Source organism: Amycolatopsis antarctica (genome assembly GCF_002262875.1).
Taxonomy (GTDB): domain Bacteria; phylum Actinomycetota; class Actinomycetes; order Mycobacteriales; family Pseudonocardiaceae; genus Amycolatopsis; species Amycolatopsis antarctica.
The window spans coordinates 47,880-71,093 of sequence record NZ_NKYE01000005.1 but is presented as its reverse complement, the minus strand read 5'-3'; the positions used below and the strand labels follow the sequence as shown (position 1 = coordinate 71,093).

Annotated in this window: 22 protein-coding genes; 10 read left to right on the top strand and 12 right to left on the bottom strand. The window is 70.3% G+C overall.

Annotated elements, in window-relative coordinates; all coding sequences use genetic code 11:
- Nucleotides 1–79: 79 nt before the first annotated feature.
- The 3 genes from CFN78_RS10045 to lhgO are packed head-to-tail and all read left to right on the top strand — an operon-like array spanning nucleotide 80 to nucleotide 4,098.
- The gene (locus CFN78_RS10045; RefSeq protein ID WP_133116317.1) at nucleotides 80–2,179 is read left to right on the top strand and encodes a sensor histidine kinase; all 2,100 of its coding nucleotides are present in this window, start codon (nucleotides 80–82) and stop codon (nucleotides 2,177–2,179) included.
- Nucleotides 2,176–2,844 (top strand): response regulator, encoded by a 669-nt coding sequence (locus CFN78_RS10040; protein ID WP_094862419.1) that lies wholly within the window; start codon nucleotides 2,176–2,178, stop codon nucleotides 2,842–2,844. The genes CFN78_RS10045 and CFN78_RS10040 overlap by 4 nt, the downstream gene beginning before the upstream one ends.
- Nucleotides 2,845–2,883: 39 nt before the next feature.
- On the top strand, nucleotides 2,884–4,098 hold the full coding sequence (lhgO, locus tag CFN78_RS10035; protein ID WP_338065520.1) for an L-2-hydroxyglutarate oxidase: 1,215 nt from the start codon (nucleotides 2,884–2,886) through the stop codon (nucleotides 4,096–4,098).
- Nucleotides 4,099–4,128: 30 nt separating this feature from the next.
- On the opposite strand, the gene CFN78_RS10030 is transcribed toward lhgO, so the two are convergent.
- The 6 genes from CFN78_RS10030 to CFN78_RS10005 all read right to left on the bottom strand — a co-directional run bounded on the left by CFN78_RS10030 (nucleotide 4,129) and on the right by CFN78_RS10005 (nucleotide 10,204).
- Nucleotides 4,129–5,148: a DUF3558 family protein gene (locus CFN78_RS10030; RefSeq protein ID WP_094862417.1), complete on the bottom strand. Its 1,020-nt coding sequence runs from the start codon at nucleotides 5,146–5,148 to the stop codon at nucleotides 4,129–4,131.
- Between the two features lie 196 nt (nucleotides 5,149–5,344).
- Nucleotides 5,345–6,610 carry a serine--tRNA ligase gene (gene serS / locus CFN78_RS10025; protein WP_094862416.1) on the bottom strand — a complete coding sequence of 422 codons (1,266 nt, stop codon included), beginning with the start codon at nucleotides 6,608–6,610 and terminating at the stop codon, nucleotides 5,345–5,347.
- 149 nt (nucleotides 6,611–6,759) lie between these two features.
- Entirely contained in the window at nucleotides 6,760–7,665 is a 906-nt protein-coding gene (locus tag CFN78_RS10020; protein WP_094862686.1) for a haloalkane dehalogenase, read from the bottom strand.
- A gap of 211 nt (nucleotides 7,666–7,876) precedes the next feature.
- Nucleotides 7,877–8,335 carry a DUF350 domain-containing protein gene (locus CFN78_RS10015; RefSeq protein WP_094862685.1) on the bottom strand — a complete coding sequence of 153 codons (459 nt, stop codon included), beginning with the start codon at nucleotides 8,333–8,335 and terminating at the stop codon, nucleotides 7,877–7,879.
- 96 nt (nucleotides 8,336–8,431) lie between these two features.
- Nucleotides 8,432–9,598 (bottom strand): glutathionylspermidine synthase family protein, encoded by a 1,167-nt coding sequence (locus CFN78_RS10010; protein ID WP_094862415.1) that lies wholly within the window; start codon nucleotides 9,596–9,598, stop codon nucleotides 8,432–8,434.
- A complete protein-coding gene (locus tag CFN78_RS10005) occupies nucleotides 9,599–10,204 on the bottom strand; it encodes a hypothetical protein (protein ID WP_094862413.1) in 606 nt (201 codons plus the stop codon).
- A gap of 108 nt (nucleotides 10,205–10,312) precedes the next feature.
- Here CFN78_RS10005 and CFN78_RS10000 point away from each other — a divergent pair, with 108 nt between their 5' ends.
- The 7 genes from CFN78_RS10000 (at nucleotide 10,313) to CFN78_RS09970 (ending at nucleotide 17,901) form a co-directional block, all read left to right on the top strand.
- Nucleotides 10,313–11,407: a septum formation family protein gene (locus CFN78_RS10000; RefSeq protein ID WP_094862412.1), complete on the top strand. Its 1,095-nt coding sequence runs from the start codon at nucleotides 10,313–10,315 to the stop codon at nucleotides 11,405–11,407.
- Between the two features lie 4 nt (nucleotides 11,408–11,411).
- Nucleotides 11,412–11,762 carry a metallopeptidase family protein gene (locus tag CFN78_RS09995; RefSeq protein ID WP_094862410.1) on the top strand — a complete coding sequence of 117 codons (351 nt, stop codon included), beginning with the start codon at nucleotides 11,412–11,414 and terminating at the stop codon, nucleotides 11,760–11,762.
- 61 nt (nucleotides 11,763–11,823) lie between these two features.
- On the top strand, nucleotides 11,824–12,786 hold the full coding sequence (locus CFN78_RS09990) for an SDR family NAD(P)-dependent oxidoreductase (protein WP_094862684.1): 963 nt from the start codon (nucleotides 11,824–11,826) through the stop codon (nucleotides 12,784–12,786).
- Between the two features lie 13 nt (nucleotides 12,787–12,799).
- Nucleotides 12,800–14,152, top strand: coding sequence for a DUF2252 domain-containing protein (locus tag CFN78_RS09985; RefSeq protein ID WP_094862409.1), 1,353 nt, complete (start codon nucleotides 12,800–12,802; stop codon nucleotides 14,150–14,152).
- Between the two features lie 126 nt (nucleotides 14,153–14,278).
- On the top strand, nucleotides 14,279–15,922 hold the full coding sequence (locus CFN78_RS09980) for an alkaline phosphatase D family protein (protein WP_094862683.1): 1,644 nt from the start codon (nucleotides 14,279–14,281) through the stop codon (nucleotides 15,920–15,922).
- Between the two features lie 261 nt (nucleotides 15,923–16,183).
- Entirely contained in the window at nucleotides 16,184–17,410 is a 1,227-nt protein-coding gene (locus tag CFN78_RS09975; RefSeq protein ID WP_094862407.1) for an MFS transporter, read from the top strand.
- A gap of 71 nt (nucleotides 17,411–17,481) precedes the next feature.
- Nucleotides 17,482–17,901, top strand: a complete 420-nt coding sequence (locus CFN78_RS09970) for a hypothetical protein (RefSeq protein ID WP_094862406.1) — start codon at nucleotides 17,482–17,484, stop codon at nucleotides 17,899–17,901.
- Between the two features lie 79 nt (nucleotides 17,902–17,980).
- Here CFN78_RS09970 and CFN78_RS09965 read toward each other — a convergent pair whose 3' ends face one another.
- The 6 genes from CFN78_RS09965 to pheA all read right to left on the bottom strand — a co-directional run bounded on the left by CFN78_RS09965 (nucleotide 17,981) and on the right by pheA (nucleotide 23,184).
- Nucleotides 17,981–18,601 carry a DUF4232 domain-containing protein gene (locus tag CFN78_RS09965; RefSeq protein ID WP_240519366.1) on the bottom strand — a complete coding sequence of 207 codons (621 nt, stop codon included), beginning with the start codon at nucleotides 18,599–18,601 and terminating at the stop codon, nucleotides 17,981–17,983.
- 407 nt (nucleotides 18,602–19,008) lie between these two features.
- Nucleotides 19,009–19,509 carry a hypothetical protein gene (locus CFN78_RS09960; RefSeq protein WP_094862404.1) on the bottom strand — a complete coding sequence of 167 codons (501 nt, stop codon included), beginning with the start codon at nucleotides 19,507–19,509 and terminating at the stop codon, nucleotides 19,009–19,011.
- Between the two features lie 28 nt (nucleotides 19,510–19,537).
- The gene (locus CFN78_RS09955; protein ID WP_094862402.1) at nucleotides 19,538–21,211 is read right to left on the bottom strand and encodes an alpha/beta hydrolase; all 1,674 of its coding nucleotides are present in this window, start codon (nucleotides 21,209–21,211) and stop codon (nucleotides 19,538–19,540) included.
- Nucleotides 21,211–21,531: a hypothetical protein gene (locus tag CFN78_RS09950; protein ID WP_094862401.1), complete on the bottom strand. Its 321-nt coding sequence runs from the start codon at nucleotides 21,529–21,531 to the stop codon at nucleotides 21,211–21,213. The genes CFN78_RS09955 and CFN78_RS09950 overlap by 1 nt, the downstream gene beginning before the upstream one ends.
- Nucleotides 21,532–21,658: 127 nt before the next feature.
- Nucleotides 21,659–22,276 (bottom strand): histidine phosphatase family protein, encoded by a 618-nt coding sequence (locus CFN78_RS09945; RefSeq protein ID WP_094862399.1) that lies wholly within the window; start codon nucleotides 22,274–22,276, stop codon nucleotides 21,659–21,661.
- Nucleotides 22,273–23,184 carry a prephenate dehydratase gene (gene pheA / locus CFN78_RS09940; RefSeq protein WP_094862397.1) on the bottom strand — a complete coding sequence of 304 codons (912 nt, stop codon included), beginning with the start codon at nucleotides 23,182–23,184 and terminating at the stop codon, nucleotides 22,273–22,275. The genes CFN78_RS09945 and pheA overlap by 4 nt, the downstream gene beginning before the upstream one ends.
- Between the last annotated feature and the right edge of the window lie 30 nt (nucleotides 23,185–23,214).

Here is a 23,214-nt window from a genome sequence, read left to right as displayed (position 1 = left end):
GGCATCCTTCGTCTGCACTTGCCCTGGAACCGGCCCGCGGGCGTACTCCCGCGGACACGTGCGGACCTACGGTGACCTCATGCAGCCCGATTCGCCACCGCAGACCTGGTCCGGCCGGGAGGCCACGCTGGACGTCGCGGTCGCGCTGGCCGTCGCCGGTCTGGTATGGGCGTTGCCGCTGTTCCTGCCGGATGGCGAGCCGGAACTGGGACCGCTCGCCGGGACCCTCGGGTTCCTGGTCGTCGGCGTCGCGACGCTCGCCTCCCGCGTCCGCGGTTTCGGCGGACCGCTCGCCGTCGCCGGGACGGCCGCCGTCGCACTGACGGCGTGGACGCTGATCGCACCCGGCACGCTCGCCACCGCGGACGATCCGCTCAACCTGCTGATGCCGCTCGCGCCGTTCTTCCCGCAGTACGCGGCGCATCTCTACTTCCGGAACCGGCGCCATGCCTGGGTTCTTACCGCGCTGCTCGCCGTGATCGCGGTCCGCCCGTGGCCGGGTTCGGTGGCCGTCGCCGCGGCCGGCCTGTTGTACGTCTCCGTGCCGATGCTGTTCGGCCTATACCTGTCGGCGCGGGACCAGCTCGTCGCGACCCTGACCGAACGGGCGGAACGGGCGGAACTCGAACGCGATCTCGGTTCGGAGCACGCGCGGCGGGAGGAGCGGACGCGCCTGGCCACCGACCTGCACGACATCGTGACGCATCGGATCAGCCTGATGGTGCTGCACGCCGGGGCGCTGGGGATCACCGCGGCCGAGCGGGCCACCCGGGACGCGGCGGAGACCGTGCGCGCCACCGGTTGCACGGCGCTGGAGGAGCTGCGCGACCTGATCGGCTTGCTGCGCAAGGCGCCCTCGGCCGGCCGCCAGGAACGACCACCCGCCTGCGCGCCGCCCCCGGCGGCCACGGCGCGCGGCGAGCGGCAGGTCGCGCCGCCGCCGATCGGGCGGCCGGACGTGCTGCTCGCGGCCGCGGCGTTCGCGGTGACGGTGCTGATCACCGTCGTCTTCGCGCTGGAGCCCTCGTTCGGCGGGGGCGTGCCGTGGCCGTGGGTGGCGGTGCAGCTTCCGGTGGCGGCGGTACTGGTGCTGCGGCGGCGGTACCCGCAGATCGTCCTCGCCGTCTCGATCGCGGACTCGCTGCTGATGCTCTGGATCGCCTACACCGGGCCGGACGCGGCACCGGCCGGCGCGGACTCGGCGACGCTGCTGATACCGATGGCGACGCCGCTGGTGACCTTCGCGGCGGCCGCCCACTCCCGGCGTCCCCGGCTCGCCGCCGCACTGGTGCTGACCCTGCTCGTGCTGGCCGCGAGACCGTGGGATCCGTATCTGTCGGTTGCGATGATCGCGGCGGTGTTCGCCGGCGCGCCCGCACTGCTCGGCATGTACGCCGGGGCGCGGCGCAGGCTGATCGCCGCGCTCACCGAACGCGCGGCACGGGCGAAGCGGGAGGAGCGGCTGCTGGCCGAGCGGGCCAGGGCGGCGGAGCGGGCCGAGCTGGCCGGCGAGATGCACGGCATCGTCGCCCGGCGGCTGCACGACATGCTGGCGCGTGCCGGGCGGCTGGGCAGCGAGACCGACTCGGCCGCCACCCGGGACGCCGCGGCCGAGCTCACCGCGAACGGCAGGCAGGCGCTGACCGAACTGGACGCGCTGGTGCGGGCGCTGCGCTCCCCGCAGCCGGACGACGACGTCCCCGGCGGGGGTGCCGACGACTCCGGGGCGGATCTGGGCCGCCTCGCCGCCGACTCGGCCTCCGTCGGCGTGCCGGTCGAGCTGGACCTGCGGGGCGATCCGGCCACGCTCTCGCCGACGGTCGCCAGGACGGTGTACCGCGTCGTCGGGGAGGCGCTGACCAACATCCGCAAGCACGCGCACGGGGCGCAGGTCGCCGTGCGGGTGACCTACGAGGCGGAACGGGTGCGGGTGGCGGTCCGCAACGGACGTCCGCCCGCGTCCACGACCTCACCGCACCGGCACGATCCGGATCTCGCCACGGGCGGTTCCGGGACCGGGCTGCTCGGCGTCCGGCGGCGCGTCGAGCTGGTGGACGGGACGTTCGAGGCGGGGGCGACCGCGGACGGCGGGTTCGCCGTCGGTGCCACACTTCCCGTGTACGTTCCGACCTCGATGGCCGCCAGCACGCCGAACTCCCCGGAAGAGCCGAGCCGATGAGCCCTGACCCCATTCGCGTCGTCGTCGTCGACGACGAGCCCATGGTGTGCGCCCACCTGCGCACCATTCTCGGCTCGGCCCCGGACATCGAGGTCGTCGAGCAGGCACACCACGGCGCGGCGGCGGTGGCGGCCGTCGAACGGCACGAACCGCACGTCGTCCTGATGGACCTGCGGATGCCGGGGATGGACGGGCTGGCGGCCACCGAGCGGATCCGGTCGAAGCCGGGCGCGCCGGTGATCGTCGTGCTGACCACCTTCGACGCCGACGAGTACGTGCTGCGGGCGCTGCGTGCGGGCGCGGCCGGGTTCCTGGTGAAGTCGACGCCGCCGGAGGACCTGATCGGCCTGGTGCGGGTGGCGGCCGACGGGCACACGGTGCTCTCCCCGGAAGCGGCCCGCAGGCTGCTCGCCGCCTCCGGCGACGGCGCGGGCGACCGGCACCGTCAGCAGGCCAGGCGGCTGGCGGAGGCGTTGACGGAGCGGGAGACCGAGGTGCTGATCTGCCTCGGTGAGGGCCTGTCGAACGCGCAGATCGGCAAGCGGCTGCATCTCACCGAGGCGACGGTGAAGGGTTACGTGTCGCGGATGCTGGTCAAGCTGGACTGCGCGAACCGCACGCAGGCGGGCCTGATCGCGCACGACGCCGGCCTCGTCTCCCGCTGACCCGGCCCCACGCTTCGGCGGGTGCAGGGTGCGCCAGAGGTGACCCGAACCACCCACGTACGCTGGCTGACCGTGCGAAAGAACGTTGTCGTAATCGGTGGCGGAATCATCGGCCTGGCCGTCGCGTGGGAGCTGACCCGGCGCGGCGACGCGGTCACGGTGCTGGAGAAGGAAGACCACTGGGCCGCCCATCAGACTGGCCACAACTCCAACGTCGTCCACGCCGGGCTGTACTACAAGCCGGGTTCCTTCAAGGCGAAGATGTCCGTGGCCGGCAATCGGTCCATTGTGGACTTCGCACGGGAGCAGGACGTTCCGGTGGAGGTCTGCGGCAAGCTGGTGGTGGCCACCTCGGACGAGGAACTGCCCGCCCTGCGGGTGCTCGCCGAACGCGCCGAGGCCAACGGTGTCCCCGCGAAGATGATCACCGCCGACGAGGCCCGCGAGTACGAGCCCGAGGTCGCCTGCGTGGCCGCCCTGCGGGTGGAGTCCACCGGCATCATCGACTTCCCCGCCGTCTGCCAGGCCCTCGTCCGCCTGCTCACCGAGGCGGGCGCCGACCTGCGGCTCGGCACGGCCGCGCTGGGCATCCGGCCAGGGCGGACCAGCGGCGTGGAGATCGCGACCGGTACCGAGGTGCTGCGCGCGGACGCGCTGGTCAACTGCGCGGGCCTGCAGTCTGACCGGGTCGCCCGGCTGGCCGGGGTCACCCCCAGCGCGAAGATCGTGCCCTTCCGCGGCGAGTACTACGAGCTGCGCCCCGAACGCAGGCACCTGGTCAAGGGCCTGATCTACCCGGTGCCGGACGCCTCGCTGCCGTTCCTCGGCGTGCACCTGACCCGGATGATCGACGGCAGCGTCCACGCCGGGCCGAACGCCGTGCTGGCGCTGCGCCGCGAGGGCTACCGCTGGACGGACGTGTCGCCGAAGGACCTGGCCGAGGTGGCCCGCTACTCCGGCGCGTGGAACCTGGCCCGCAAGTACGCCTTCCCGATCGGCCTGGACGAGGTGCGGCGCTCGCTGTCGAAGAAGCGGTTCGCGGCGAGCCTGGCCCGGCTGGTGCCCGCCGTCGGACCTGAGGACATCGTCCGGCACGGTTCGGGTGTCCGCGCGCAGGCCCTGCTGCCGGACGGTTCGATGGTGGACGACTTCCTGATCGAGACGGCGCCGAACCAGGTGCACGTGCTCAACGCGCCGTCGCCGGCGGCGACGAGCGCGCTGGAGATCGGCAAGCACGTCGCCGCTCAGATCTGAGCGACCCGGCACGGCCGCCCGGCGACGGGCTCAGGCCGGGGGCAGCGCCGGGGTGAGGGCCTCGGCGGCGCCCTTGCCGCCGTCGCAGGTCTTCGCCGGGTCGACCGAGTGCCCGCTGGTGATCTTGACCGCGGACTTCGGCCCGTACGGCAGGATCAGTGAGCAGGAGATCTTCGCGAAGTCCGGGTTGTCGACCTCCTTGAAGACACCCCAGGTCCGGCCGCCGGTGTCGAACTTCTCCACCTCCTGCTCGTCGTAGGCGATGTCCTCGGCGGCCTCGTCCAGGAAGAGCGCGAGGTAGAGCAGGCGGGCGTCCGGGTCGTTGCTCTCCCACTCGCAGCCCGGCGGGGTGTTGGTGCCGGAACGGCCCTGTCCGGTCTTGCGGCCCTGCGCCTTGTACTGCATGGCCTCCAGCTTCTCCAGCGGCACCAGGTCGCAGGGTTCGAGACCGGACAACGGTGTGGCCGGGACGGCGTCCGGGTTCACCGGCGGCGGGGCGGGGCTGCCGCCGGGCAGCGCCGCGGCGACCTGTGGCGCGACCGCCTCCACCGAGGCGCAGGCGTTCGGCTCGTCACCGAAGTCCAGACTGGCCACCTGCACGAACGAGGTCCGGCCGATCTTGGTGGCGAGGTCGCAGCCGTTGTCCCCGGCGATCGGGTCCTCATAGGACTCCCAGCGCAGCCCGCCGATCTCCTTCTCCCCGGTCGGCTGCGCGCTGTCGTAGTACTCCTCGAGGGCGATGTCGGTGCTGAGCGCGATGGATACCGAGTTGACGTCGCCCATCGTGTCCGCGGCCTCCCAGCGGCAGGTCGGCGGGAGCAGCGCGCCCGGATCGCCGTCGGTGAAGGTGCCCTTCTCGACGTAGCCGAGACCGGTGGCCTGTTCCGGCGTCAGCAGCGTGCACGGATCGCTGCGCGCCGGCTGGGCAGGCGGGGCGGACGGGGCACCCGCCGCGGGTTGCGCCGTGCCGGCGATCGAGGAGGCACAGGAGGCGAGCAGCGAGGTCGACGCGAGCGCGCACGCGACGGTGATCAGGTGTCGACGGTTCATCGCCTCGGGCCTTCTTCACGTTCGCGGGAGTATCGGTGGCCCAGTCTGTCAAACGGGCACGCCGGTTCGCGGTGGAACCGGGCGGATGTTGCCGCGCGGTTACCCGAGGCGGCGGGGAGACCGCGCTCGTCGAAGCCGTACTCGGCGCCGGAACGCCCTCCCCGTCGGCACTGCCCGCCGACGGGGAGGGCGGGCCTCACTTTCCCTGCGGCGTAAGCACTTCCCGGCCCCCGAGGAACGGCCGCAGCGCCTGCGGAACCCGAACCGAACCGTCCGCCTGCTGGTGGTTCTCCAGGATCGCGACGATCCAGCGTGTGGTGGCGAGCGTGCCGTTGAGCGTCGCCGCCGTCTGCGGCCGGCCGTTCTCGTCGCGGTAGCGGACGCCGAGCCTGCGCGCCTGGAACGTCGTGCAGTTCGAGGTGGACGTCAGCTCCCGGTACGCCTGCTGCGTGGGAACCCAGGCCTCGCAGTCGAACTTGCGGCTCGCCGAGGTGCCGAGGTCGCCACCCGCGGTGTCGATCACCCGGTACGGCACCTCGATCTTGGCGAGCATGTCCTCCTCCCAGGCGAGCAGCCGGTCGTGCTCGGCCTCGGCGTCCTCGGGACGGCAGTAGGTGAACATCTCGACCTTGTCGAACTGGTGCACGCGGATGATGCCGCGGGTGTCCTTGCCGTACGAGCCCGCTTCCCTGCGGTAGCAGGACGACCAGCCCGCGAAGCGCTTCGGCTCCGCGAGGTCGAGGATCTCGTCCGAGTGGTACCCGGCGAGCGCCACCTCCGAGGTGCCGACCAGGTACAGATCGTCGTCGCGCAGCCGGTACACCTCCGACGAGTGCGCGCCGAGGAACCCGGTGCCCGCCATGATCTCCGGCCGCACCAGCGTCGGCGTGATCATCAACTGGAAGCCGTTCTCCGCGGCCTGCGCGGCGGCCATGTTCAGCAGGCCGAGCTGGAGCTGCGCGCCGACGCCGGTGAGGAAGTAGAACCGCGAGCCGGAGACCTTCGCGCCGCGCTCCATGTCGAGCGCGCCGAGACCCTCGCCGAGTTCCAGATGGTCCTTCGCCTCGAAGTCGAACTCGCGCGGTGTGCCGACGTGCTTGAGCACGACGTAGTCGTCCTCGCCGCCCGCCGGGGCGTCCGGGTGCACCAGGTTGGGCACGGTGCGGTGCAGCTCGGTGAACTCCTCGCCGGTCTGCCCCTGCTCGGCCTCGGCGGCCTTGACCTGGGCGGCTAGTTCCTTGCCCTTGGCCAGCAGCGTCTCGCGCTCCTCACCGGATGCCCTGCCGATCTGCTTGCCAAGGGTTTTCTGCTCGGCGCGCAGGTTGTCCGCGCGGGAGATCGCGGAGCGGCGACGTTCGTCCAGAGAGGCGAGCTTGTCGACGACGGCCTCGTCCTCGCCTCGGGCACGCTGCGAGGCGCGCACGGCATCCGGGTCTTCGCGCAGAGTCCTTGGGTCAATCACGCAGGAGAGCGTAGCCGCAGCGTGCGAACGTCCTCGAACCAGTTTCCGCTCGCCACGCCCACCACCCCCGAAGTCCGCAATATGTCGACGTATTGCGTCCGCCGCGACCGCAATACGTCGACATATTGCGGTGAGGGTGCGCCAGGGGGTCAGGTACCGGCGAAGGCGATGACCGCGTGCGCGAGGTCGGCGCCCGCGTCCTCCTGCAGGAAGTGCCCGGCGCCGGCGATGGTCGGGTGGTCGATGCCCTCGGCGCCCTTCATGGCACGCCGCAGCACCGGGCCCATCGGGCCGGTGATCGGGTCGCTGTCGGAGAACGCGCAGAGGAACGGCAGGTCCAGCTCGGCGAGCGTGGCCCAGGCCGCGCGGTTCGCCGCGCTCGCCGGATCGTCCGGAGTGGTCGGCAGGATGCCCGGCATCGCCCGGGGGCCCGCCTTGTACATCTCGTTCGGGAACGGTGCGTCGTAGGCGGCCCGGACGTCCTCGGGCAGTTCCGTGCGGCAACCCGACTGGACCAGCCTGCCGACGTCGAGCACCTGCGCTTCCTCGACGACCCTGCGAAACGCCCACCAGACCTCCGGCATGGCGTGGTCGCCGGTGGGCAGGCCGGTGTTGGCCGCGACGACGCGGGCGAACCGGTCCGGGTTCTCGGCGACCAGCCGCAGGCCGATCAACCCGCCCCAGTCCTGCCCGACCAGGGTCACTCCGGTCAGGCCGAGCACGTCGAACGCCAGCTCGCGCATCCACTCGACGTGGTAGGCGTAGTTGTGGTCGACCATGTCGGCGGGCTTGTCGGAACGGCCGAAACCCACCATGTCCGGGGCGATCGCCCGGAATCCGGCCTCGGCCAGCACGGGCATCATCTTGCGGTAGAGGAACGACCAGCTCGGCTCCCCGTGCAGCAGCAGCACGGGCGGGCCGTCGGCGGGACCGTCCTCTACGTAGGCGACGCGCACGTGCCCACCGTCGGTGTCCGGGATGTCCACATAGGTCGGCTGATAGTCGAAATCGGGCAGGTCGGCGAACCGGTCGTCCGGTGTCCTCAGTAGGCGCACGCCGACCACGCTAGTGGCCGGGGAGCCGTACGTCGGTGTCCTCCGTCACCGCGGCGGTCGCCGGGACGGCCGAACGGACGGTGATACGCCAGGTGACCCGGCGTACTGACGAGCGGGTCACAATTGGCTCACGGCGTCACGAACAGCCCAATACGCACGACGGCCGCACCGGTTGCGCACCGGTGCGGCCGTCGTGGGTGTCCGGTCGGCGTCAGGAGATGGCGACGGCGACGATGAAGCCGAGCGCCAGGTGCGCGGCGGCGACGACGACGCTCGCCGGGGCGAAGCGGTCGCTCTCGATGGTGGAGCCCACGTCGATCTTGGTGACCCATTCGAGCAGCCGGACGGCCAGCACCTGGATGATGATGCCGACGAGGCCGTAGACCAGCGAGGTGATCAGGCCCTCGGTCAGGTCGCTGGCCGAGTTGAAGATCGCGACCACGATGATGAACGCCATCGACAGCAGGCCCGAGGCGGTGACGATCACGGCGTTCGGCAGGCCGCCTCGCACCAGGTCGGACAGCTTGCCGGGCGTGGTCCAGTCGATCGCGTAGAAACCGACGATCATCATCACCAGGCCGATGACGCCGTACAGCAGGATCGCACCGAGGCCCCTGACCAGGTCGGAGCCGAACGTTTCTGACAACGCCAGGGTCGTCGAGGCGGACAGGGTCACGAGGGTCTCCCAGTTGTCGAGTTGATGATCGCGGAACGTTCTGGTGGGCGATTGTGCCCGTTGGGGCCGAGTGTCCGGTTTCCGGCCCGGCTACTTCTCCGGAATGCGATGCGGCACGAAGGCCGCGCCGTCGTCGGTGACCAGCCCGGCGGTCTCCCGGATGCCGAGGCCGGCGGCGTTGTCGCCGACGATCCAGGCGCCGAGCGCGGGACGGAAGCCGTCGAACTCGGGCAGCGGATCGAAGGCCTGGTAGACGTAGCCCTCCGCGCCGTAGACGCCACCGGTCTGCGTCTCGTAGCCGGTGGCCACGATCTGCACGTTGGCACCCTCACGCCCGAGTTTCGGCTTGCGGACGTACTCGGTGAGCAGGCCGGGGTCGTCCAGGAAGGCGGGCAGCAGGTTCGGGTGGCCGGGGTAGTTCTCCCAGAGGATCGCCAGCAGCGCCTTGTTGGAGAGCAGCATCTTCCACAGCGGCTCGACCCACAACGTCTGCGGCAGCGACTCGGCCGCGAACTTGCCGAACTCCTCGTCCACCACCCATTCCCACGGGTAGAGCTTGACGACGGTGTTCATCGGCGCTTCCTCGAGATCGACGAATCGCTTGAGCAGCGGGTCCCAGCCGATCTCCTCGATCGCCAGGCCCACCGTGTCCAGGCCGGCCTCGGCCGCGGTCTCCTGCAGGTACGCCGTGGTGACGTGGTCCTCACCGGAGGAGTCGGCGGTGGACCAGGTGAAGTGCAGTTCGTTGGACGGCAGCAGGTTGCCGATCTCCTGCCAGCGCTCGACGAGGCGCTCGTGGATCGAGTTCCACTGGTCGTCCTCGGGGAAGACCTCGGTCTTCCAGTACCACTGCACGACGGCGGCCTCGAGCAGCGAGGTCGGGGTGTCGGCGTTGTACTCCAGCATCTTCGCCGGGCTCTTGCCGTCGTAGCGCAGGTCGAAGCGTCCGTAGACGTGCGGGTCGCGACGTTTCCACGAGGCCTCGATGTGCGGCCACACCCACTCCGGGATGCCGAAGTCGCGGTACCGCTCGGTGAGGATCACGTTGTCGACGGCGTCCAGGCACATCGAGTGCAGGAGTTCCACGTCCGCCTCGACGGAGAGGATCTCGTCCATCGGGAACACGTAGTGCACGGACTCGTCCCAGTACGGGCGGGACTTGCCGCTCGCGTCCCTGGCCGGCGTGCCGAAGACCAGCCCCTGCTCCTCGACTTTGCTCTTCCAGTCGGGACGGGGCGTGCTGCGCTCGCGGTGCACCTACGAGCCTCCGCTCTTGCCGGAATCGCTGCTGCCGCTGACGCCGAAACCACCACGCTGCACGGACTTGCCGGACTTGGTGGTCACCCCGGCGCGGCTGGACGGCTTGTCGTAGCTGCCGCCGGAGACCTTGCCGCCGACCGTGCCGGTGCCGCCGTAGTTGTACCGGTACTGGTTGTAACCACCGCCGGGCAGCGGCAGGAAGAGGAACCCGCCGGACGAGTAGCCGCCCTGGGAACGGACGTAGTCCTCATCGCAGTTCCGGTCGTCGGCGATCGTCTCGGAGTTGTCGGCACACACCGCCTCGACGTCCTCGGGGACGGCGGCGTACCAGGCCGCGACCAGGCCGACGATCCCGACGGTGACGCCGGAACCGATCAGCACCTTCCGCTTGGTGCCCGCCTTGCGGTCGGCCACCTCCGCGGCCTCCCGGTCGGCGATCGCCTGCTTGCGCGCGTCCTCTTCCGCCTTCCGGCGGGCACGCTGTTCAGCGAGCGAGGGCTCACGTGGCGTAGTCGACTCGTCCTGCCGTCGTATCGAGCCACGCTTGGGTGGTTCCTGTGAGCCTGGGGGTTCGTTTCCCCCTGGCGTGTTCTGATCCGTCATCGAGCGCTCCGTAACCGATGGCCACCGCGAACTTGAGGTACCGGCGTGTAACCCACACTATCCACCCACGGGGTGTGCGTTGTGAGCGGCGCAGGCATCATGGAGTAGATGTCTGCCGCGCCCGATCGGTTTCGTCCGTCGAAACAAAAGCTGAGAACGTGGCTCCTGATGGGGAGTCTGTTCGTCGGCGCGATCGTCGCGCTCTCGGCCAGTCTGCTCTTCGGCGGCGAGAGCGCCCCCGGCCGGGCGGGTGGCAGCGGTGGCGGCAGCCCCGAGCAGTCGGACGCCGCGCGGGCCGCTTTCCACTCCCCTCCCGGAAGCTGTCTGACCTGGGACGCGGCCGATGCGAACGACGCCAGGACGGTGCCATGCGCGGAGTCGCACCTGTTCGAGGTGACCGGCGTGGTGTCGATCGGCGACAAGTACCCGCCGGGCGCCGCCTCCCCGGATCTGCCGCTGTGGCGGCAGATCGCCCAGGAGCGGTGCCGGGAAGGGGCGAACACCTACCTCGGCAAGCCGCTCGACCCGTACGGCAGGCTCGCGCTCGGCGTGCTGCGGCCGACCGAGGATCAGTGGGACGAGGGCGACCGGGAGCTGCGCTGCGGCATCCAGTGGGCGGGCCCCGGCGGCGGTCTGCAGAAGATCACCGGGCCCGCCGCCGAGCAGGAGCAGTCGGACGTCTGGAAGGTCGGCTCCTGCTTGGCGCTGACCGGCAAGACCGTCGGCGATCCGATCGGCTGCACGAAGCCGCATGCCTACGAGATCGTCGCCGAGGTGAACCTCGGTGAGAAGTTCCCGGACGGTTTCCCGTCCAGGGAGGACCAGCAGGCGTTCCTGGATACCGAGTGCACCCGGCTCGCCGGTGAGTACACGGGCGGCCGGGATCTGGCGAAGGACGGGCTGATCCTCACCTGGGACCTGCGCGAGGAAGCGAGCTGGAACGCCGGATCGACGCTGGTCAACTGCTCGGTTGGGGCCAAGCTGCCGGACGGCAGCGGGCTCGCCCCGGTGACCGGCACGGTGAAGTCGACCGGCACCGGCGCCCCGCCGCAGGCACCGGCCCCGGCGCCCGGTGCCCCGCCCGCCCCCGGTGACGCACCCGCGCCGGAAGCGCCCCCAGCCGACCCGCCCGCCGAAGGGGAGCCGAGCGAGAGCGCCCCGCCCGAGGGCGAGCCCACGACGGCCTCGGAAACGGACGGCTGAGGCGGTGCCGGTCGACATGTCGCTACGACGCTTCGAGGAGCTCGTGGCGGACGCGCTGGATCTACTCCCACCGGAGTTCGCGAAGGCGATGGACAACGTCGTCGTGCTGGTGGAGGAGCACAACGACGAGGAACCGGGCATTCTCGGCCTCTACCACGGCATCGCGCTCACCGAGCGCAACTCCGACTACGGCGGCGTCCTGCCGGACCGCATCTCCATCTACCGCGGCCCGATCCTGGAGATGTGCGAGTCGGAGGAGGACGTGGTGGACGAGGTCGCCATCACGGTCGTGCACGAGGTCGCCCACCACTTCGGCATCGACGACGACCGCCTGCACGAACTCGGCTGGGGCTGACCGGGCCGCCGCGGGCGTCGTGAACTGCGAAGGGACGCCGGTGGTGGCACGCTCGGGGGCGATGACCATCGCCGCGAAAGTCCTCGACACCCTGGCCGACCGACTCGTCGTTCCCGGCTACTCCAAGCTCGGCTACGCGCTGCGCAGGCGGAGCTGGGATCCGCTGCCGCCGGACGCGCTGCGCGGCAAGCGGGTGCTGGTGACGGGTGCCAACTCCGGTCTGGGAAAGGCGACCGCCGCCCAGCTCGCCGCGCTCGGCGCGACGGTGCACCTGGTGGTGCGCAACGTCGACAAGGGCGCCGCCGCGCGCGAGGAGGTGGCCCGCCGGACGCCGGGGGCCGAGCTGCACGTGGACCGGTGCGACGTGTCCTCGCCCGCGTCCGTGCGCGAGTTCGCCGAGGCGTTCCTCGCCGAGCACGACACCGTGGACGCGATCATCCACAACGCCGGCGTGCTGCCACCGGAACGCACCGAGACCGAGGACGGCAACGAGCTCACCCTCGCCACGCACGTCCTCGGCCCGTTCCTGCTGACCGGGCTGCTGCTGCCCGCGCTGCGCAGGGCCGAGAGCGGCCGGGTGGTGTTCGTGTCCTCCGGCGGCATGTACGCGCAGAAACTGGAGATCGACGATCCGCAGTACCGCGCGGGCACCTACAAGGGCGCCTCGGCGTACGCGCGGACCAAACGAATGCAGGTGGTGCTGGCACAGCTCTGGGGGCGCAGGCTCAGCGGAGACGGCATCGCCGTGCACGCCATGCACCCGGGCTGGGCGGCCACCCCGGGCGTCACGGACTCGCTGCCCGGGTTCGCCAAGATCATGGGCCCGTTGCTGCGGACGCCGGAGCAGGGCGTCGACACCGCGGTGTGGCTGGTCGCCTCGGACGAGGCGGGCCGCGAGTCCGGACGGTTCTGGCAGGACCGGGCGATGCGTCCCGCGCACTACCTGCCGTTCACCCGCGAGCAGGCATCGGACCGCGACCGGCTGTGGAAGTTCTGCGCCGAGCGCACCGGCTTCACGCCCTGACTGGAGGGAAACCATGACAGGCATCGTCGACCGGATCCGGGATGGCGGCCCGGACCGCAGGCAGGCGGAGATCGTGGACGTGCTGGTGGAGGCGTTCGACCACCTGATGCGCGCCGACGCGGCCGCCTTCCGCCGCAAGTTCCGCAAGATGGCGGCGGCCCCGTTCGCGTTCTACCGCGGCACCGCCTGCCTGTTCTACGCGGACATGGCCACCGACGACGATCCGTGGGCGGACGAGCGCACCAGCCGGGTGTGGATCCAGGGTGACCTGCACGCGGAGAACTTCGGCACCTACATGGACTCCTCGGGCACGCTGGTGTTCGACGTGAACGACTTCGACGAGGCGTACCTGGGTTCGTTCACCTGGGATCTGCGCCGGTTGTCGGCGAGCGTGGCGTTGCTGGCGTGGAGCAAGGCGATCTCCGACGCGGACATCGCCGAGCTGATCGGCACCTACGTCCGTTCCTATGTTGCGCAGGTGCGGCAGTTCGCCGAGCACCCCGGCGACGAACTGTTCAAGCTCCAGCTCGACAGCACCGACGGCGTGCTGCGCGACGTGCTGCGCAGCGCCCGGCTGAACACCCGGGTGGATCTGCTGGACGGCCTGACGACGATCGAGGACTACGAACGCCGGTTCCGGCACAGCCCCGGGGTGCGGATACTTGGCGACGCGGAACGCGCCGCGGTGTCCGAGTCGTTCGACCGGTATCTGCACACCATTCCGGAGTCGAAAAGGTTCGGCAACGACACGTACCTGGTCAAGGACGTGGTGGGGCGCAGCGGGTTCGGCATCGGCTCGGCCGGGCTGCCCGCGTACAACATCCTGGTCGAGGGACGCACCCAGGCGCTGGAGAACGACGTGGTGCTGTCGATGAAGCAGGGCGGCGTGGCGGCGGCGAGCCGGGTGGTGGACGACCGGCGGATCCGGGACTACTTCCGGCACGAGGGTCACCGGACGGCGGTGTCGCAGCGGGCGCTGCAGGCGCACGCGGACCCGTGGCTGGGCTACACCGATCTGGACGGCGTCGGCTTCGTGGTGAGCGAATTGTCCCCTTATGTCAACGATCTTGACTGGTCGGACCTGACCGAACCGGTGGAGATGGCGCCGGTACTGGGTTACCTTGGCCGGGCCACGGCGAAAATGCACTGCGTCTCGGACTCGGATTCCGAGCAGTCGCTCGTGGACTTCCAGAGCGAGGAGGCGATCGCGGCCGTCATCGGTGACGGCGAGGAGAAACTGGTGTCGGCGATGACGGAGTTCGGCCTGCGGTACGCGGAGCAGACGCGGGAGGACCACAGTCTGTTCGTCGACGCGTTCCGCAACGGGGACATCCCCGGCGTGGACGCCGCCGCGCCCCACCGCTGACCCGACGCGGTTCCACCACTCCCCCAACTCCCCAACCCCCATTCACGCGGTCAGGTGACCGCCGTGATGCCGCGCCCGGACCACCCCGGACGCGGCCCGGATCAGCCCGCGGAGGCGACCAACCCGATGACCGAACTCTTGCTGGGCCCGATGCTGCGGCACGTGGACGAGGACTCCGCGACGCTGTGGGTGGAGACCTCCGCACCGTGCCGCGTCGTCGTGGGCGCGGCCGCCGCGGACACCTTCGAGATCGAGGGCCACCACTACGCCGTGCTGGTGCTGACCGAACTGCGGCCGGGCACCAGCACGTCCTACGAGGTGCGTCTGGACGACCGGCTGGTGTGGCCGGAGCCGGGTTCGAGGCTGCCGCCGAGCCGTATCCGCACCTTGCCCGCGCCGGGGCAGAACACCGACGGCAATGACGCCGACCCCGATGCGTCCACAGTGGACCGACGGTTCCGGATCGTGTTCGGTTCCTGCCGGAAACCTCGCCAGGCTCCGGAACTCGGCTCCGACGCGCTGGTCGCCTACGCCCGGCGGATGTCGACGCTGGCCGAGTCCGAATGGCCGGAATCCTTACTGCTACTGGGCGATCAGGTCTACGCCGACGAGACCACGACGGAGACGCGCGAGTGGATCTCCCAGCGGCGCAGCCTGGAGGAGGGCCCCGGGGTGGAGGTGGCGAACTTCGCCGAGTACTCGCACCTGTACCACGAGGCGTGGCGGGATCCGTTGCTGCGCTGGCTGATGTCGACCGTGCCGACGTCGATGATCTTCGACGATCACGACGTGCGGGACGACTGGAACACCTCGCAGGCCTGGCGGGACGACATCCAGCGGGAACCGTGGTGGCCGGAGCGGATCCGCGGCGGTTTCATGTCGTACTGGATCTACCAGCACCTGGGCAATCTCGGCCCGGAGGAGCTGGCGGAGAACGAACTGTTCCAGCAGGTGCGGAAGTCCGGGGTGGACAACGCCCCGGCGCTGCGCGAGTTCGCCGACCGGGCGGACGCCGAGGCCGACGGCGCCAAGGCGACCCGGTGGAGCTACCGCCGCGACTTCGGCCGGGTCCGCCTGCTGGTCATCGACACCCGCGCGGGCCGCATCCTCGCCGACGGGCACCGGATGATGGTGAGCGAGGACGAGTTCGGCTGGATCGAGGACCACGCGCGCGGCGACTACGACCACCTGCTGATCGGCTCGACGATTCCGTGGCTGATGCCGAACGCGCTTTCCCACGTCCAGTCGGCCAACGAACGTGCCTGCATGCGTACGGGCCGGCGCGGACGGTGGGCGGAGAAACTGCGTCAGGGGGCGGATCTGGAGCACTGGCCGGCGTTCCGCGCCTCCTTCGACCGGCTGACCGAACTGATCCGGCGGATCAGTTGCGACGACCCCGCCCCGTCCACGGTCGCCGTGCTGTCCGGGGACGTGCACCACGCCTACGTCGCCGAGGCGACCTATCCGGAACCCACCAAGGCCGGGGTCTTCCAGCTCACCTGTTCACCGGTGCACAACGCGGTGCCCTGGTTCATGCCGTGGGTGTTCCGTGCGGGCTGGTGGCGTCCGCTGGCCGCGGTGGCGAAGGTGTTCGCGAAGCGGGCGGGGGTGGAGATGCTGCCGGTGAAGTGGACGAACACCTCGGGCCCGCACTTCGGCAACGCCGTCACCACCATCGAGGTGACGGGCAGGCACGCGGTCGCGACGCTGGAGCGGGCGAAGCACGGCGTGCTGACGGCACTGCCCGGCGTTCCGCTCTCCCGCGAGTAGGCGTCCCGGTGACCGTGCGCGCACCATCACTGGGCCGAACCGGGTAGCGGCAGGACCCGGGCTCCCGCCTTCGGTGACCTACCGCGACCGCCGGAAACTCCTGCGGCGCTTGAGGTTTCGCCGTCGCGGTCGTCGGCCACGCGGCCGTTCGAATGTAGTCGACGCGCATTCGGTGTATCCACGCTGCGCGAGGTAACGAACACGGACCGCGACCCGAACCTCACTTCGACGGTGCTGTGCCGACGGGGCGGGGAATGGGTGATGCGCGACGGGGTGGTCAGCCGGCCGCTGAACTGGCTGCTGGCGTCCAGTGCCGTGTCCAATCTCGGCGACGGCATCGGCAAGGTCGCCTTCCCGCTCCTCGCGGCCACCCTGACCCGCGACCCGGTGCTGATCGCCGGCCTGGCCGCGACGCAGTTCCTGCCGTGGCTGCTGTTCGCCCTGCCGGCGGGCGCGCTGATGGACCGGGTCGACCGGCGACGGGCGATGATCGGCGCGAACCTGGCGCGGGCCGGGGTGGTTGCCGCGACCGGTCTGCTGGTGCTGTCCGGCTCGGTGTCGATCTGGCTGGTCTACGTGGCGGCCTTGCTGATCGGGACGGCAGAGACGGTGGCCGACACGGCGGCGAACGTGCTGATCCCGTCGATGGTCGATCGGCCGGGGCTGGAGGGGGCGAACAGCAAGCTGCAGGCGGCCGAGATCGTCGGGCAGACGTTCCTCGGTGGCCCGCTCGGCAGTCTCACCTTCGTGGTGTTCGCCGCGTCCCCGTTCCTGCTGAACTCGGTGGGTTTCGTGCTGGCGGCCGCGTTGCTGCTGGGCGTGACCGGTGGTTGTCGCTCCCGTCCGGCGAAGCGGGCACCGGCCCGGTTGCGCACGGATCTCGCCGAAGGGCTGCGCTGGCTACGCGGGCACCGGTTGCTGACCCGGCTGGTGCTGGTCGCCGGGTTGCTGAGTCTCGCGGTGGAACTGGCACAGGCGCAGCTCGTGCTCTACGCGCTGGAGGACCTGCGGTTGAGCGAGGCGGCGTTCGGACTGTTCGCGTTCGTCGGCGGTGCCGGCGGGCTGGCCGGGGCCGCGCTGGCGCCCCGGCTGATCCGTTCCGCTGGCAGGCTGGGCGTGCTGGCGGGCAGCATGACCGCGACCGGGATCGCTTTCGTGGCAATGGGTTTCGTCACCGACGCGGTCGCGGCGGCGGCACTGTTCGGCGTGTTCGCGGCGGCGATCGTGACGGGCAACGTGGTGCTCGGGACGCTGCGGCACGCGCTGGTGCCGGACGCGCTGCTGGGCCGGGTGCTGGGTGTCTGGCGGACGGTGGTGTGGGGGGCGATCCCGGTGGGTGCGCTGCTCGGCGGGCTGCTGACGCGGGCGGTGGGCAGCGCCGGCGTCACCTTCGCGGCGTCCGGGGCGCTGCAGATCGCGATCGCGGCGCTGGCCGTGCTGCTGCTGCGGGCGTACTCGGCCGAGGTGAACGAACGTTCCGCGGCCTGAACCGCATCGGCTCTGGTGTCCGATCGCCCGTGGTGCTGGAATGAACCGTTGCTCCGGACACGGGAGGCCAAATGGTTCAACCGGTGCAGGTGGACGTCCTGTCGCCGGACCGGCGGAAGCCGGTTGTGGCGGCGGTGACGGGATTCGCGGTGGGGGCACTGGTGCTGGGCCTGCTGTGGGGGTTGTCGGCGGTGACGCCCGGCGCGGCGACGGACGCGCGGGCGGCCTGCGCGGCCCTGGAGCGGGTCGGGACCCTGCCGGACAGTTCCGGGAACACACTCGCGCGGGCGGCCTCGCTCACGCCGGGAACGCTGGAACGGCTCGCCGCGGCCCGCGCGCTGGCCGCCGCCGCGGCCGAGACCGGCGACAGCTACGACAAGCTCGCCCAGCACATCGACGGGGTGAACAGCATGGTCGTCAGCCTGAACTTCGGCGACATCGGCGGACGCTGGCACCTGCGTGAGGCGAACCGCCTGTGCGGACAAGTTTAGGCCCGTCCGACGATTCCATGGTCGCGGTAATCATGTCGAGGCGGATGTCGACCGAGAACTGTCGGTCATGCCCTCGGTCTCAGCCCTTCTGGATGGTCTTGACGGTGAGCTGGTTGCCGGGGATATCGTCGCCACGGCAGCCGGTGCCGTCGAGCTGGACGAACATCGATTCGGTCTCCTGCGGCGGATAGACGCGCAGCCCGCGGACCTGTTCCGGCTCACACTGGGCCTGGTCAAAGTTGCCGACGTTGACCATGCCGATGTCCGCGAACGCCGACTCGCCCTTGCCGAGCTCGATCGCCCCGCCCTTCTCACCCTCCCGGAACGCCGATTCGCCGATCTGGTGCCCGTCGTCGCCGCCGACGTAGGACACGCCGGGCCAGCCCTGAACCGTGCATTCCCGGTCGCCGACGTTGGTGAACCGCAGTTGCTTGTAGACGGTGCCCGCGGCCGCGTCCCCCTGGCCGATGGAAAGCTCGAGTTCGTTCGCCCTGCAGTCGCCGGAGGCCTGCGGTGGCGGGGCCGGTGCGGGCTCACTGCTCGGCTCCGGTTCGCTGGACTCGCTGCTCGGTGGTGTCGTCGACGGATCGGTGGACGCCGAGCTGGAGGGAGCCGAGGGCGGCGGGGCGGCCTGGTCGTCGCCCGAGGACTGGCCACAGCCCGCGATCGCCACTGCTGCTCCGACCGCCAGCAGTGTCATGGTCGGGATCCTGCCTCGTACCATCATCACTTCGCCTCCGTATGCCGGGTGACTACTCCGGTAGACGTCCGATCGGCGTCCGGGTTGCTCCTGCACCGACGACGGTAGGTGAGAAACACACCCCCGGCATTCCGTGTCGAAGCCCGGCACCAGGCGTTTCACCCTCCAGGCGTCTCGTTCGTGGCAGCCCGGCGCGTGGCCCACCCCGCCTGACGCAGGGAGCTCCTCGGCTGAGTCCGGCATCCACCTGCCCGTCACCCACCCATCCGCACCGAGGGCGAAGTTCCCCCGTTAGACGGACCTCAGGGCAAGCCAGGCGGCCACGGACGCTCCAGCCGCACGGATTGGCTCGGTTGGTGAAGAAGGCATCATACGGTTGTGCCAGCCTCAATAGACGAGTCGAAGGTTCAGTTCTCGGGCTCGGGCGTACCTTCCGGCCAGACGCACGGCGAGGACGCACCCAAAGTCAATCCGCCCTTTTTGTTCGCCTGCAATGACATGGTGAACTGGTCCCGCTCCCGGAAGGCGTTGAGGAACATGTCGCTGGGGCGGTCATCGTTTCGCACGATCCAACCGTGCCCTTGCAGCCACGCTTTCATCGCATCGAAATGAATGTTGTACTGCGCCGGATCAAGGTCACGCACCCAGTAGGAGACGTTCGGTTGCACACGCTTTCCGAAGCCCGCGCCCGACTCGTCGGTACAAGGCCCCTGGTCGTAGTGCAGCTTCTCCAATCGGGCTCCCGCAGGCAGTGCCGTCACAAGCTCGCGGACGTCACGCTCGGTCTGTTCCTTTGCCTGCTGAGCAGTGATCGTCGGCTGGCCCTGATCGTTTCCCGGTGACACTTGTTCCTCCCCGCACGCGCTGAACACGAAACCGGACATGGCCGCGGCAGCCGTGGCGGCCACCCGTCGCGTCCACAGTCGTACAGATATCTCAGCTTCCGGCAATGACCTGCCCCATCTTCCTCAACGACGACGAGTTCGGCTCCCAGTAGTCGCTGTGAGAGTCGAGCGGGCTCGTCGCCTCAGCGGCGAACTGACGTCCACCGAACCACTCGGTGGTCGGGTCCGGCCCCAGCGGATCCACGCCGTCGAGTTCTGGGGTACGGAAGTTTGTGGCTAGTGGCACTGGATCAGTGGGTGCAGCCGTGGAGTACACGTGATCGCTTACCTGACTGGCTGGCACACCATCTAAACGGAGCTGATCGGCGTGATCAACACCAACACCGGGACTACCAACGAAGATGACGTCATCAGTAGCCAGCCCATGATCCCTGGCAGTCTGGCCGATCGCCGTCGTCCCGTAACTGTGTCCCACCACAGTGCTGTGCGCACGCTCGCCTTGGTGACTCGCCTCCAAGCCGGCCTGAAAGCTGTGTAGCCTCTGCTCGGCGTTGTCGGCGAATGTCTTGCTCGCCGCGTCCGGCAATATGCTTTGGGGGGCGTCGTACCCGACCCACGTGATTACCGACGTGGACTCCGAACCAGCCTTCTGCGCCTCGGCGAACATGCGGTCGGAACGAGTGATGTCACCTTCAATCCCCGGCAAACCAGAGCCGGTCCCCGGAACGTATGTTGCGACATTGGCAGCCGTATCGGGGTTTCCACTGGCGATGATCGCCTGGCCAGCGTTGTCGCCACTGATCCCAAGAAGGAATGCAGGAGGCAGGTCGGGATTGTTCAAACGAGCGTCTACCTGTTCGATGCCACCGAGCTTTTCGTCCAGTTCTTTGAGCTGGTCCTCGATCTCGTGGTATTCGTCCATCTCGCTGGGGTCGCTCTCCTTCAGGCCGTCCAGACGACGCTGAAGGTCGCCGCGCTCGCGCTGCAACTCACCCCGTTCCTGTCCCAGCAGGGAGCGGTTGGCGATGTCGCGGTGGGTGGCGGTGAAGCCGTCTCGGGGTCCGACCAGCCCAGGGTGGTCCATCGCGAGCTGACGCCGTTGCTGGTCTGACAACGTGGCCCAGTAGGCCGCATTCTGGGCCGCGGTGGCCCCTTCGGGCGGCGGCGCCGGGATGGTCAGGCCGCCGGCCTGGATGCCCGCGCTACCGGCCGCGGACAGGTTGGTGGCGGAGTTGTCGTTGGTGGTGGCGTCGAAGACCTGGTGGTTGAGGATGCGATCGAGCACCGAACAGAAGTCGGTGTCCACGTCCTCTGCGCTCTGCATGACCTGCTTGACCCGTTCGGCCAGTTCCGCGGCGAACTGCCTGCGCTCGCCGGCGACGGCTTCCGCCTGTTCCGGCGGAGTACCGGGCGGTGGCCCGTTGTCGATCACGGCGCCGTCGTCGGCGATGGTGAAGTTCTGCGCTCCGGCCAGGTTCCTGACCTCCTCAACACCGTTCTTCACACCGACGACGGCGTCACCGACGTTCGCTGCGGCCATGCGCCCGGCGGCCAGTTCCGCGGCCCACTCCTCCAGCCCGTCCACCATCTCGGTGACCTTGGCGCTCGCAGCGTCGGCGGCCTCGCCGGTCCAGCCGTACGGAGTGGTCAGCTTGCGTAGATCCTCCGAGGCCGGGAGCAGCTTGTTGTACTCGGCGTTGAGCGCCCCGACCGCGTCCGCGAGCGGGGCGGGCTCCCAGCGGGAGGCGTCTGCCCAGGTCACCATCAGACGGCCGCGATTCCGCCGGACGGAGCTTCCTTTGTGGACAGTGCTTCCCGCGCGGCGTGGTCGCTGCTCGCGTACAGGCCGGCGGCGGAGGTCACGCTGTCCGCGTGCTCGGCCAGAGCCGACGCCGAATCGGCCTGGATCCGCTGCCATGCATGCCGGACGGCCTCCAGCTTGGCGACCGCCTTCGCCCCGGGAATTCCCGCTTCCCCTTCCGGCCAGGCACCACCGGCGTTCACTCCGCGCACGATGTCGGCGGCCCTCGCCGCGGCCTCCCCGGTCTGCCGGATCTCGTCGATCCTCGCGCCGAAACCACTCATGGCTCCCCCTGTCGTCTCCCCTGGGGATCACGGTGCGACACGGGATGAGTGCTGTCAGCGATCACCGACGGCTGTGGACAACTCGACGGACTGTGGACAAGTCTGTGGACAACCGATCAGGTGCCGGTCAGACCGTGACGCCGGCCCAGCGCAGGCAGGTCCAACCGCCGTCGGGCAGCGTTTCGAGCACGACGATGCCGGTGTTGGGCAGCAACCCGACGTCGGCGAACTCCGGTCGCACGTTGTCAGACAGCCAGTCCGCGCCGAGCCGGATGGCGCCACCGTGGCTGACGAGCGCGACCACGGCATCGGGATCGGTGTCGGCGTGCCTGGCGCGCAGGTCACCGACGGCGCCCAGGTACCGGGAACGCACCTGCTCGCCGCTCTCCCCGCCCGGCATGGCACCGCCGAGGTCGCCGCGCAGCCACGGGCCGACGGTGTCCACATAGGTCTGGATGGACTCCCGGTCGGTGTTGCCCTCCAGATCGCCGACGTACACCTCCTGCACGCCCTTGAGCACCTGCACGTCCAGGCCCTTCGAACGGCCGAGCGGGGCCGCCGTCTGCTGGGCGCGAGTGGCTTCCGAGGCGTAGACGGCCGCAACCGGCACGTCGGCGAGCTCGTCCGCCAGCGCCTCGGCCTGCTCGCGACCGAGGTCGGTCAGCGGCGGGCCGGGCAGCGCGGTGTCCAGCGCCTTGCGGACGTTCGCGGTGCTCTGCGCATGCCGGATCAGGTACAGCTTCACGCGAGTTCTCCTCGTCTGATCGCGTCCACCCAGTCGGTGGCGCCGGTGAATACGTCGTTGCCCGCGCCGCTGTCGATCGTGGCGGCGACGCCGTCGGCGCGGGCGTGCGACCCGAGGAACCGCACCTCGGCGCACTGCCTGCGTAACCCGGCCAGCGCGTCACCGATGCGCGGCTCGGACACGTGCCCCTCGAAGTCGACGAAGAACCGGTAGTGGCCGAAGTTGCCCTTGATCGGGCGGGCGTCCAGCCGGGTCAGGTTGATCCCGCGCGAGGCGAGTTCGGCGAGCAGCCGGGCCAGCGTGCCGGTGCGGTTCGCGGCGGCGGCGACGATCGACGTCCGGTCGTGGCCGGTGGGTTCCGGCAGTTCCCCGGGCGGCCGGACGAGCACGAAGCGGGTACGGGCGTCGGCCACGTCCGCGACCCCGGTCGCCAGCACGTCCAGCGAGTAGTGCTCCACGGCGACCGGTGCGACCACGGCCGCGTCGAACTGCCCCTCGACGACGCCGACGGCGGCGGCGGCGGTGGAGGACGCGGCCGTGGGGCGCGCCTCCGGCAGGTTGACCAGCAGCCACTCGCGCACCTGGGCGAGCGCGTGCGGGTGGCTGGCGACCGTACGGATCGGACCGCCGCCGGAACCGGTGACGACGGTGAAGTGCACCGGAAGCAGCGCCTCGGCCACGGCCACCAGCGGCGGCTCGTCCTCGGCGAGACCGTCGAGGGTCGCGGTGACCGCGCCCTCGACCGAGTTCTCCACCGGCACACACGCCCCGTCGGCCTCGCCCTTGCGGACGGCGGCGAGCGCGGCGTGGATCGTCTCGGCCGGGACCAGTTCGTCGCCGTCGGTGAGGGCGCGTGTGGCCTGCTCGGTGAACGTCCCCCGCGGCCCGAAGTAAGCGATCCGTGACACGTGACCAGGTTACGCACCCACGGCACCGGC

Excerpts from the sequence above, each read along its gene's own strand:
- CFN78_RS10030 (WP_094862417.1), bottom strand. The coding sequence starts at position 5,148 with ATGAACCGTCGACACCTGATCACCGTCGCGTGCGCGCTCGCGTCGACC.
- CFN78_RS10045 (WP_133116317.1), top strand. The coding sequence starts at position 80 with ATGCAGCCCGATTCGCCACCGCAGACCTGGTCCGGCCGGGAGGCCACG.
- CFN78_RS10005 (WP_094862413.1), bottom strand. The coding sequence starts at position 10,204 with ATGACGGATCAGAACACGCCAGGGGGAAACGAACCCCCAGGCTCACAG.
- CFN78_RS10040 (WP_094862419.1), top strand. The coding sequence starts at position 2,176 with ATGAGCCCTGACCCCATTCGCGTCGTCGTCGTCGACGACGAGCCCATG.
- CFN78_RS09950 (WP_094862401.1), bottom strand. The coding sequence starts at position 21,531 with ATGAGTGGTTTCGGCGCGAGGATCGACGAGATCCGGCAGACCGGGGAG.
- CFN78_RS09965 (WP_240519366.1), bottom strand. The coding sequence starts at position 18,601 with ATGACACTGCTGGCGGTCGGAGCAGCAGTGGCGATCGCGGGCTGTGGC.
- CFN78_RS09970 (WP_094862406.1), top strand. The coding sequence starts at position 17,482 with ATGGTTCAACCGGTGCAGGTGGACGTCCTGTCGCCGGACCGGCGGAAG.
- CFN78_RS09980 (WP_094862683.1), top strand. The coding sequence starts at position 14,279 with ATGACCGAACTCTTGCTGGGCCCGATGCTGCGGCACGTGGACGAGGAC.
- CFN78_RS09975 (WP_094862407.1), top strand. The coding sequence starts at position 16,184 with ATGCGCGACGGGGTGGTCAGCCGGCCGCTGAACTGGCTGCTGGCGTCC.
- CFN78_RS10000 (WP_094862412.1), top strand. The coding sequence starts at position 10,313 with ATGTCTGCCGCGCCCGATCGGTTTCGTCCGTCGAAACAAAAGCTGAGA.
- CFN78_RS09985 (WP_094862409.1), top strand. The coding sequence starts at position 12,800 with ATGACAGGCATCGTCGACCGGATCCGGGATGGCGGCCCGGACCGCAGG.
- CFN78_RS09990 (WP_094862684.1), top strand. The coding sequence starts at position 11,824 with ATGACCATCGCCGCGAAAGTCCTCGACACCCTGGCCGACCGACTCGTC.
- CFN78_RS09955 (WP_094862402.1), bottom strand. The coding sequence starts at position 21,211 with ATGGTGACCTGGGCAGACGCCTCCCGCTGGGAGCCCGCCCCGCTCGCG.